Source organism: Bradyrhizobium sp. 179, assembly GCF_023073535.1.
In the GTDB taxonomy this organism is placed as follows: domain Bacteria; phylum Pseudomonadota; class Alphaproteobacteria; order Rhizobiales; family Xanthobacteraceae; genus Bradyrhizobium.
On sequence record NZ_JADPJR010000082.1, the window covers coordinates 1 to 10540 of the forward strand.

The window sequence follows — 10540 nt, forward strand, 5'->3', positions numbered from 1 at the left end:
AAACTTCATCGCGGACGGTCTCCCTTCTTTGTGGCTCCCTGGCGGCCACGCTTGGCACTATGATGCCGTTGAGGTGAGGCCGTCCACACCATCAAGGATGAGCAGCTGGACGCCGGCCAGGCGCGGAAGAGCCGGCCATAGCGTACGTCGCCGCGGGCCAATTGAAGATCGCCGAAGAGCTTCGGTACTCGTTTGATAGAGAACGGAGCGGTCATCGCGACAGGCCTTGTGGCCCAAGGCCGAGGCGAGCCAGCTTTTGCCGACCCCGGACGGGCCGCAGATCAAAAGGTTGGCGTGGTCGGCAATCCATTGGCCTTCGACCAGCATCGTCAAGAGGCTGCGGTCGAGGCCGCGCGGGGTGCGATAGTCGATGTCCTCGACGCAAGCCTGCTGGCGCAGCTTGGCATATTGAAGCCGCTTCAACAGTCGCTTGTCGCGTCGCAGCGAGGCTTCACGTTCGAGCAGGAGCGCAAGCCATTCGGCGTGGCCGAGGCTTGCGGCCTCGCCGCCGGCTTCGATGTCGGCGAAGGCCTTGGCCATGCCGTGAAGGCCAAGCTGATGGAGCTGATCGAGGGTCGGATGGGTGAGCAAGGCATGATCTCCTAATCGGCGCGTCGTCCGCGGAGCGCTTGGGTGAAGGACGCCGATCAAGATTGTTGGCGAGGATCGATTTGACCGAACCGTAAGTGCGGGCGCCGATATCGATCGCCCGCATGGCGGCGGCATCGAGCCGCTCATGGCCGTAGGAGCGGGCAAGCCGGATGATGCCGAGACAGGCGCGGAAGCCCTGCTCGGGGTGTGTGCGTTCATCCAGGATCAGGTCGCACAGTGCCGCGGTGGCACGTCCGATGATGGCTGCATCCTTGCGGATGCGCTCGATGGTCCAGCCGGCGTAGCGCCGATGACTGGAGGCCATGTGCTCCGGCACGGTCGTGTGCTTGTGGTTGCCGCTCATGCGCTGATGCGCGGCGATCCGCTCGCCCTTGTGGAAAATCTCGACGGTGCGCGCGGTGAAGCGCACCTCGACCTCGGCGCGGACGAAGCGATGCGGGACGCTGTAACAATGCGCCTCGACCTCGACGTGATAGTCGATGCTGACCCGGCAGATCCGCCACTCGGCGAACACGTAAGGGCTCTCCGGCAAGGCCTGGAGTGCCGGCCGGTCGATCTCCTCCAATAGCTTGCGGCGGGTGACGCCGAGCCGCCGGATCGGCCGTTCCTCGTTGAGCCGGATCAAAAGCTCGGCGACCGCCGCGTTGACATCGGCGAGACTATGGAAGGTGCGGTGGCGCAGCCGTCCGAGCAGCCAGCGCTCGACCATGAGGACCGCCTGTTCGACCTTCTTGTCCCGTGGCCGTCGCGGCCTGGCCGGCAGAATGGCCGAGCCGTAATACGTCGCCATGTCGGCGTAGCTGCGGTTAATCTGCGGATCGTAGAGGCAGGCCTTGATCACCGCGACCTTGGTGTTGTCCGGCACCAGCAGTGCCGGCACGCCGCCGATCGCCTCGAAGGCGCCGACGTGGCCGCTGATCCAGTCGGCGAGCCCCTGCGTCCAGGTCGCCTGCGCGTAGGTGAAGCTCGATGCGCCGAGCACCGCGACGAAGATCTGCGCGGTGCGCCGTTCGCCGGTGAACCGGTCGATCACCACCGGCACGCCGTCGCCGGCATAGTCGACAAACAGTTTGTCGCCGGCCGCATGCGACTGGCGCATCGTCACCGACAGCCGGCCTTCCCAGGCCCGGTAGAGCTCGCAGAACCGCGAATAGCGATACCCGCCGGGTTCGCCCGCGATGTATTCCTCCCACACAATCGACAGCGTCACGTGCTTGCGCCTGAGCTCGCGATGCACCGCCGCCCAGTCCGGCTCGGCCTGCCGCCGATGGCCCCGCCGGGTGCCCGGACCGGCTCCGGCGCTGGCGAACAGCCGGGCCTCCAGCACCGTGTCTGTGACGTCGTCGGGCAACGGCCAGGTCAGCCCCGCCGCCTCAAAACGGCGGATCGTCAACCGCACCGTCGAAGGCGCCGTCCCCAACCGCGCGCAATCTCGCGGGTCGGCATCCCAGCCGACCTCAGTCTGATCACTTCGCGCACGTGGCGCATCGCAAGCCTCTCCGCCGGCATCCAGGTCCCCCTTCGCAAAGCCGAAAGGCGGGCCGTATCGGAGCCAGAAGAGGCCTCGTCACCCCGGGCGACATCATCCCGGAATGGTGGGCGAGATCATCTCGGAATGGTGGGCGACATCAAATCGGAACGGTGGGCGAGATCATTCCGGAATGGTGGGCGACATCGAGCGGAATCGGCACCTTGGGCGCACCGCTGCCGGCGTTCCAATCAAATTGCTCCAGCGTCTTGACCGCCGACATCGTGGCCAGCTTTAGCAAGGTCGCACGCTTCCGCTGTTTGCGCGCTGCCAGCTCTCGGTTCAGCAATTTCTCAAGGAAGTCGGCGAAGCTGACCTCGTCCTGCGCCGCCTGTTGAGCCAGGCCTGGCCATTCGGTCGCCAGGGAGGCCATTTTCAGTTGTCCGCACAAGCTGGCGATCCGCTCCTGCTTTGGATCATGACTGCACCTCCAAAAGCGCGTCATATACCGACAGCGGATGCTGTAAGCTTTCGACTGGAACTGGTACCTGCAGCGGCATCCCCGCAGTCGCCTTCAGCGCTGGCGCCGGTAGCATCACCGCACGCTCTTCCGCCAGACGACGTGCCGGAATCGCCTTAGTCGTGGCATGCACGCGAGCGTTGGCAACCTCGTCGAGCCAGCGTCGCACATGAGCGTTGGCTACCTCCGCGGTCAGGTTCAAACCGGTCGCGTGCAAGCGCGCCGCCAGCGGCACCAGGAAGCTGCCCTTGAGATAGCCGTTGAACCGCTCGACCTTCCCCTTCGTCTTAGCGCGGTATGGACGGCACACGCGGGGCGTGAAGCCACAATCCTCGGCCAATTCGAGCAGCCGATCGTTCCAGCGATGTAACCCGACTCCATCGGCATCGCGCTCGATGACGACGGTTTTGGCATTGTCGAACAGGATCTGCTCGGGCACACCGCCGAAGTAGTCCAGTGCTGCGCGCAACCCCTCGCAGAGAGCCGTCACATCCTCTTTCTGACCGAACTTGACGAATGTGGCTCGGCTGTAGCCGAGCGTTGCCACCAGCGCCACCAGGGGATCCCGGCCGCGCCGTACCCACGTAAAGTCCGCCTGCATTTGCTTGCCGGCGGCGTCTCGAAGCGCACGATCACTTCCGGCTCGCCCTTCTTGAGTGGCGCCAGCCGTGCCTTCAGTTGGCTTGTTCCACCCGCGTATCCGAGCTCGCCGATTTCGCGCAGCAACACTGTCGCTGGTATCCATCGGGGCCGCGCCTGGCCGACGCGCTCAAGTAGATAGTTCTTGTACCCGTCCAGTTTGGTCGACCGCGGGGCGCGTGGCCCGTACCGACCTGCCTTCTGGTCCCGCAGGTATCGGCTCACTGTGTTCCGCGAACAGCCTAACTGTCGCGCTATCTCTCGCACTCCAGACCTCCGACGGGCCAAAACTCGTATCTCCACTGCTTGCTCCTGGCTCAACATCGACGGCTCGCGCAAAACCGTCATTATTTCCCCGGTGGGTCAGTTTTATTTCGGCGCAGTGGATCACTTTTGCATCGGTGCTAGCATCCATTGTCAGCACCCTTGCTGAAGATGACTTTTATAGCGGCGCTCTCACGACAGCGTACGTATTCTCAAAGGCCTCAACGCCACGCTTACGCTTGTTCTCACGCCATGCTCAATAAACTGTCGGATTGCATCAAGCTGCCTTCGCCTCCTAGAGCACTCTGTCAGTTGGCCACTCTAGTCGTGGTTCGCTCTTCCTCCCAGAGGGTGAATTGGAGGCGCGAGTTAGCGCAATAGGAGGGCGCACTCTGGAGTCCGCCTCAATGCAGCCTGAGCCGCCTTGGAATCAGGCAGATCAAGTCGAGCAGTTGGGCGGACCAGTCCTAGCCCGCGTCATCGAGATGTCCTGCCGTTGTGTAGAAGGGCATCGATTACTCAATAACTCACATTGCTTGGTCCTTATCGGGCAACGACTAGTGGCTCCCTCCGCGTTTCCAATCGCCAAGAAGAAACTCGTCCGCACCGTGATCGAGCGGGTCGTCCTTCCAACGCACCGATCCAAACGGACGCTCCAGCATGCGTCGGAGGCGCACAGGCTCAGGACCGATGTGGAAGGCCTCGGCCTGCCTATCCAGCGCGCGCTCTGACTTCGTCGAGCGATTGCGCTGACGCAGGTAATCGAGCCATGTCGGACAGTGAAACCGCTCCGTCCACAGTTCGGGATCGGCGATGTCGCGCGCAATCGACCAGCCGTAGGCTCCGTTGCGTTGACGAAAAAGCTGCACGTCCTGCATCAGGGCGTGAAAGGCCCTGGCATTCTCCTGCGCGACGCGATACTCGATCTCGACGACAAGCGGACCGCTGCGCCCGGTGAGCGCAAGGCGTACCTCGGGATCGGCCAGAGCTTCGCCGTCTTCGCCACGTGAGCCTACCCGCGGCATGCGAAGCCAGAGCCCAATGAGCGGTGAGGCGAGCATCAGTCCGGCCGATACAAGGAGCGCGGTTTGGACACCAGCGGTATCGGTCAGATAACCCCATCCCCAACTACCGACGGCAATCCCGCCCGATCCCGCCGCCTGGTACGCCGCAAGCGAACGACCGGCTACCCAGCGTGGTGCTGACAACTGCACGCCGATATTGAATAGCGCCCAAGATATCATCCATGCTGAGCCCGCCACAAAGAGTGCGACCGCCGTTGAAATCGGCTCTCCGCCCAGCGCGACTGCGGCGATTGCCCCAGCCATAGATATCGCGCAAGCGCGAATTGCCGCCTCACCATTCATCCGTTTCCGTATTTCGGTGATATTGAGTGCGCCGATCACCGCACCCAGACCAAAGGCGCTGAGCATGACGCCATAGGTTTGTGCGCTACCATGCAGGAGATCGCGCGCCACAAGTGGCATCAGCGCGATTATCGCCCCACCAACTACCCCGGTGACTAGGGTGCGGATGAGCACGATCTTTATGGGCGGTGAATTCGTGATGTATCTCACACCCGTAACAATGGCGCGGATGAGCGTTTCAGGGGGCAGACGAGAGGGGGCGGAAGTGCGCTTCCAGAGGAAGAGAGAGAGCATTAGTGGCAGATAGAGGATCGCATTGAGCGCGAACGAGGCCACTGTGCCCGCGGTGGCGACCACGATGCCGCCAATCGCCGGACCTACGCTTCGCGCTATATTGTAGCTGATGCTGTTCAGTGTAACTGCGGCTGGAAGCGCTTCCGACGGTACCTGCTCACTGACGGATGATTGCCAGGCTGGGTCCATGAGGGCTACGCCACTGCCGACTACGAAGCACAGTGCCAGCAACAAGTTCGGCGTGACCATGCCAAGGCAGGCAAGTATCGTCAGCACCGTCGCACCGGCAAATGCGATACTCAGCGAAACTAGCGCCACCATACGACGATCGTGCATGTCGGCGACAGCGCCAGCCGGCATGGAGATCAGCATGACCGGCAACATCAACGCGGTCTGCACTAGCGCGATCTTGTCGGCGGACGATGTCATTTGGGTCATTGCCCAAGCCGCGCCGACGCTTCGAATCACGGCACCGAGATTGGAGAGCAGGCTGGCCAGCCAAATGCGACAGAACGTAGCGTGGCGAAGTGGCGCTGTTATGCCGTCAGCGCCGAACATCCGAGACTTTGGCAGATCGGTCACTTCGATTCGCGCCCAACGACGCTTTTCAATCCGAATTTGTCCGGACGAAAGAGTAGATTAATAACGGCGCGTATTTTCCGCGTTCTTGGGCGACTGGCGATGAAAAAGCGCGAAGATGTGAATACTCTCAGCGGAGATACACTGGCTTCATCAATCTTCGGACGGAGCTTCAACTGGGATGGCAAAACCAGCCTTCACTCGGTCCATCACGACCATCGTCCGGAATTCCTTGATGTCCGGGTTCTTATGGAAGAACTGCCGAGTGAATTGCTCATAGTCTTCGATGGTGCGCGCTGTGATGTACAGCACGAAGTCGGCCTCGCCCGTGACGAAAAATCCATTGACGACTTCAGCTGACGATTTGATCGCCTTCTTGAATCTATCGACGATATCTGAACGCTCTCGCTCCAGAGTCACCAGGACAAGCATTTGGAGAGCCCTTCCTACGGACTTCGGAGAAACGATCGAAACGTCAGCCTCGATGATGCCCTCCGAGCGAAGCCTCTTCAGTCGTCGTTGACAAGCTGTAGCAGAAAGTCCCGTCATTTCGCCGATCACTTCGGAAGTCAAACGGTTGTTTTTTTGTACGATCTCCAAAATGCGGGCGTCTAGTCGGTCGTACTGCATGGTCAACTCCTGGCATAAAGATAAATTCCTTCGCAAAAAACAGGTTCGGCGCAGAAAAACCTCCGATATGCCGGATAATGCGAAGCGAATACGTTCATTATGGCAGTATGCTGAATGCGCGAGCAATTTCAACAACAACCATTGAACACATGGACGTTCAAATAACTCGCCCGATTGCTACCTAGGCAATCGGATTTTCGATCGAACCATCTGGAAGGTCTGTTTCCTTGCACAGCACTGAGAGAATAGCCGATCGCCCTCATCTCCCTGTTGGCCTCGAGGGCGAGTTCACAGGTTGGCGAACTTCGAGCCGAGATAGTTTTGAGATTAATACTGGCCCGTTCTGGCACCGGCATGCGCCGGACGGCAGTATTCTTTGCGCTTTCCGGGTCGAGAAGAAACACCTCAATGGCGCCGGGAGCGTTCATGGCGGCTGCTTGATGACCTTCGCCGACTTCTGCTTGTTTGCGATCGCCTCTCCGGTGCTGCAAGGACTCGGCGTAACCATCAATTTCGCGGGCGACTTTGTCGATGCAGGGCGTGAAGGCGATCTGATCGTGGGCACGGGCGAAGTCACCCGTGCCGGGCGTTCGCTGCTCTTCGTGCGAGGTCAATTGACTGTCGAGGAAAGGACACTTTTTACCTTCGCCGGCACGATCAAGCGGATCAGCCGGACCCGAGAGCCACAACCGGCCGCGTAGCTCGCGATCTTTGTTGCTGCGCCATACCTCAAAAATCTAGTTCCCGGAGAAGAGCCTTTATGTCGCCCTTGGCGCTCTCAGGCATCAAGATCCTTGATCTCGCGCGCGTGCTGGCGGGTCCCCTGTCGGGCCGAATGCTTGCCGATCTAGGTGCGGATGTGATCAAGGTCGAGTCGCCGGGCACGGGCGACGACGCGCGCGCCTTCCCGCCTTTGGGCCAATCCAGTAAATCATATGCTTGAAGAAGAGCGAGTTGCCGCTCGAAAACGAAGGACTGTTTCGATGAGACATGCGGTTTTCATCTTCTGTGTTGATGCCCAAAAAGATCCGGTTGCGGCGCATGTATTGAATGCCCTCCAGGCTGAGCGGACCCTCGTTGAAACGGGGACCAAAATCGATGGACATCCCGTGTTCGAGATCATAAATCTACGACACACCAAAATGTCTGTTGTGACGACCGACGAGCTTGTCAGCTACAACTATGCGCGATACGCACCAATTTTGAACGAGCGCTTCGGAGAAGCCGATGTCATTGGTGTCGTGAATTGGCACGAGGGTGCCAATGCACCAAATGCAATCTTCACGGTTCAAACTACTGGCGATTTGGCGACTGGCACCTTCAGTCCAGTTGACCCCCGCATCACGCGGGGGCTCCTTCTGGCTATCGAAGACGAGCGCATCCTCTCTGGTCTTCCCGGTTTCCAGACTTACTTGGAAGCGACGCATTGGTCAGGCGTCAAAGCTGGCTATTCTGGCACTCGTCTTGCGGACTTAAGACCTTCCACTATTGATATCGAAATCGGAAGTTCGCCGGCAGATTGGACGAATCCTCTTGCCGCTCAAGTGCTAGCGCGAGCTCTCCTTCGTACGTTCGATCGCATGGAGGAGCCCGTGCAATCGGTCCTTTGTATCGGCGGCGTTCACTTCGAACTTGGTTTCACGAATGCGGTATTGCGCCCCCGGGAGGGGGTCCCGATAGCAGCAAGTCATGTGCTTCCAAACCACTGGCTTGTATCGGAGGGATATGACCGAGAGAGCCGTTTGGCCGATCTAAGGGCTTGTGTGCATTCAATCCTCGGCGGCATTCAAGCCATAGTCCACCACGATAAACTTAAGGGGCCCTACAAGGGAATTGCTCGGCTTCTAGCCGAAGAACTCGGAGTCCCTATGCTTTCGCACAAGAAGGTACGCGTGCCTTCCGTGCCTGACGAGTCCATAGGATAAACGTACCGCAAAGGCAGGTGGGACCCTAGGAAGCATATCCCTGCAGCCTGGAAGACCATTTGACGCGCTCCGTGACGAGTCCGGGATGCCCCGATGAACTTTGCACGGTGAGCGTCGAAGTCGTTTCGGATCAGAACAATGTGGATAGGCGCCGCCATTGCCGGATAGCCATGATAGGCGGCGCTGGCACTACGGCGTGAAACGGTGCGCGCGTAAGCCCGAGATGGAGGTCTCGGCTGCAGTGGAAAGCGAGAGGCTACCTTCAACGAGCCCATCGTTGTATCCGCAGCTTGCGTGAAAACGGAAAAATCAGAAGCTTAGGTCAAATCGTTGAGGGCGCCCAAGCTGGGCCCCGCAAACGCAAGCACACGTTCCAGCGAATGGGCTTGATGGCATCGATCGGGTAAACTGACGATCGCATGCCGAAAATTCGGCGCTGAATGCATTTTAGCGCCTGAAAGCATCTAAATGGTTGGGAAATACGCCGAAAATAGTCGCATGAGGGCCGTTATCTTGAGTTGGGCATATCAAAGAGGCGGAATAAACGGCGCGGCCTGCGAGTAGATCGCGGACGTTTGCCTCTTTGCCACCGATCGAGCGAGAGCGGCACGGTATCACCCGTCGTTAAAACACTGAGCGACGCCACCAGTTGGAGGGACAAATGATTGATCTGCTGAGCGACACCGTAACCGTTCCCACCAAAGAAATGCGGCTGGCGATGTTCAATGCGGAAGTAGGGGATGCCGGTTACGGTGAAGACCCAACGGTTAATCAGTTGGAAGCGCTGGCAGCGAAGATGCTCGGCAAGCAAGACGCTGCCTTTGTGTCGAGCGGTTGTCAGGGAAACCTTACAGCGTTGCTCTCACATTGTCCTCGCGGTCATGAAGTGATCCTCGGCGATCGCTCTGATTTATACGACTTTGAGGCCGGAAGCGTTTCGGTGGTAGGTGGCCTGGTCCTACACCCGATCGTGACGGAGCTCGACGGCCGGCTGTCACTCGATAATCTGCGCTCTGCCATCCGCGATAAGCACGATTACCAATGTGCACCCCCGGGGGTCATCGTGCTGGAGAATACGCATTGCCAGAGCGGCGGGCGCGTTCTGCCTGCCTCCTATATCAAGCAGGTGCGCGCGTTTGCTGATGCGCATGATCTGCCGCTGCATCTGGACGGTGCCCGCGTGTTCAACGCGGCGATCGCCTTAAAGACGACGCCGGCGGAAGTAGCCGCGGACTTTGACTCGGTCATGTTTAGTCTCACCAAAGGACTAGCTGCACCATTCGGCTCCATTGTGTGCGGAAGCCGACCCTTTATCGAGCGGGTCAAACGCTACAGAAAGCTTTTGGGAGGCGGCCTTCGCCAAGCCGGCATCATGGCTAGCGCAGGTATTGTAGCGCTTCAAACCATGGTTGAGCGGCTGAGCGAGGACCACAGGCGCGCGCGATTGCTCGCGGAGAGGATCCGCACTATTCCTGGCGTGCACCTCGAGCCTTCGGTCATCGAGACGAACATGGTATTCTTCCGCATTGAACGAGACGGCCTCTCGACTGCGGAATTCCTATCCGCACTGTCGCAGCGGGGTGTGCGCATGGGCACGCTCAGCGAAGGCGTTGTTCGCGCAGTCCTCCACTATCTCATCAGCGATGATGATCTGGAAGTGATCGCAAGCGCTGTTCGATCGGTTGTTCAGGCCAAACCACTATGATCGAGTAAGGACATCATCGGGTGGCTGCCAAGCCAAGTTGGTTGGCTCGAGGTTTCTTCTCGTCGGGCTTCCGAGAATTGCTCCGTTCCCACGGGGGCCGTAAAGCGCGGGAATGCTGGCAATCTATCTCGAAGATGCCCGATGCAAACGCAAGAGGATCTTGAGGATTAACGATGGAAGGTGACCTATTCCGCTTACCGGCGTCCAAGACCGGATATCAAAATGATGTCCATTGGGCGGAACGCAGTAATTTGAGCTTGGAGCAATAGCTGCTGACCTCCTTGAGGCCAATATGACGCTGCATATGCCCATAGTCTTGTTTGCCGAAAGCGGTCACTTAGTCGGATGCTGCGAGAGCGTGTTGGTGACCGAACGCGGCGCCGAAGTACTCAGCCGTACGCCACACACACTGTATCGCGCTTGATCGCCAAGTTGAGAAAAAGAATGCGCACCGTTGAAAGCTTCCGGCATCTGCAGCGCGAGGCAACCGCTTGGCGCCGCTATCTCCACGAAAATCCCGAACTCGGTTTTCAGGTC

The 10540-nt window shown here is 59.4% G+C and carries 7 protein-coding genes and 3 pseudogenes; 4 read left to right on the forward strand and 6 right to left on the reverse strand.

Annotation, left to right across the window (positions count from 1 at the left end; all coding sequences use genetic code 11):
* Positions 1 to 57: 57 nt before the first annotated feature.
* The 6 genes and pseudogenes from IVB12_RS20740 to IVB12_RS20765 form a co-directional block, all read right to left on the reverse strand.
* Positions 58 to 540, reverse strand: a complete 483-nt coding sequence (locus IVB12_RS20740) for an ATP-binding protein (RefSeq protein ID WP_247301419.1) — start codon at positions 538 to 540, stop codon at positions 58 to 60.
* Between the two features lie 106 nt (positions 541 to 646).
* Positions 647 to 2100, reverse strand: a pseudogene (istA, locus tag IVB12_RS20745) (IS21 family transposase); the annotation flags it as partial.
* 140 nt (positions 2101 to 2240) lie between these two features.
* Positions 2241 to 2513, reverse strand: coding sequence for an ATP-binding protein (locus tag IVB12_RS20750; protein ID WP_247301421.1), 273 nt, complete (start codon positions 2511 to 2513; stop codon positions 2241 to 2243).
* Between the two features lie 43 nt (positions 2514 to 2556).
* Positions 2557 to 3563 (reverse strand): annotated as a pseudogene (gene istA / locus IVB12_RS20755) (IS21 family transposase).
* Positions 3564 to 4060: 497 nt separating this feature from the next.
* Positions 4061 to 5722 carry an MFS transporter gene (locus tag IVB12_RS20760; protein ID WP_247301430.1) on the reverse strand — a complete coding sequence of 554 codons (1662 nt, stop codon included), beginning with the start codon at positions 5720 to 5722 and terminating at the stop codon, positions 4061 to 4063.
* A gap of 174 nt (positions 5723 to 5896) precedes the next feature.
* Positions 5897 to 6373, reverse strand: coding sequence for an Lrp/AsnC family transcriptional regulator (locus IVB12_RS20765; RefSeq protein WP_247301422.1), 477 nt, complete (start codon positions 6371 to 6373; stop codon positions 5897 to 5899).
* Positions 6374 to 6600: 227 nt separating this feature from the next.
* Between IVB12_RS20765 and IVB12_RS20770 the strand changes: the two genes are divergently transcribed.
* The 4 genes and pseudogenes from IVB12_RS20770 to IVB12_RS20785 all read left to right on the forward strand — a co-directional run bounded on the left by IVB12_RS20770 (position 6601) and on the right by IVB12_RS20785 (position 10003).
* A complete protein-coding gene (locus IVB12_RS20770; protein ID WP_247301424.1) occupies positions 6601 to 7074 on the forward strand; it encodes a PaaI family thioesterase in 474 nt (157 codons plus the stop codon).
* Positions 7075 to 7133: 59 nt separating this feature from the next.
* Positions 7134 to 7286: pseudogene (locus IVB12_RS20775) on the forward strand (CoA transferase); the annotation flags it as partial.
* A 70-nt stretch (positions 7287 to 7356) separates the two neighbouring features.
* A complete protein-coding gene (locus IVB12_RS20780) occupies positions 7357 to 8298 on the forward strand; it encodes a D-aminoacyl-tRNA deacylase (RefSeq protein ID WP_247301426.1) in 942 nt (313 codons plus the stop codon).
* Between the two features lie 661 nt (positions 8299 to 8959).
* The gene (locus IVB12_RS20785; protein ID WP_247301428.1) at positions 8960 to 10003 is read left to right on the forward strand and encodes a GntG family PLP-dependent aldolase; all 1044 of its coding nucleotides are present in this window, start codon (positions 8960 to 8962) and stop codon (positions 10001 to 10003) included.
* The last annotated feature ends 537 nt before the right edge of the window (positions 10004 to 10540 follow it).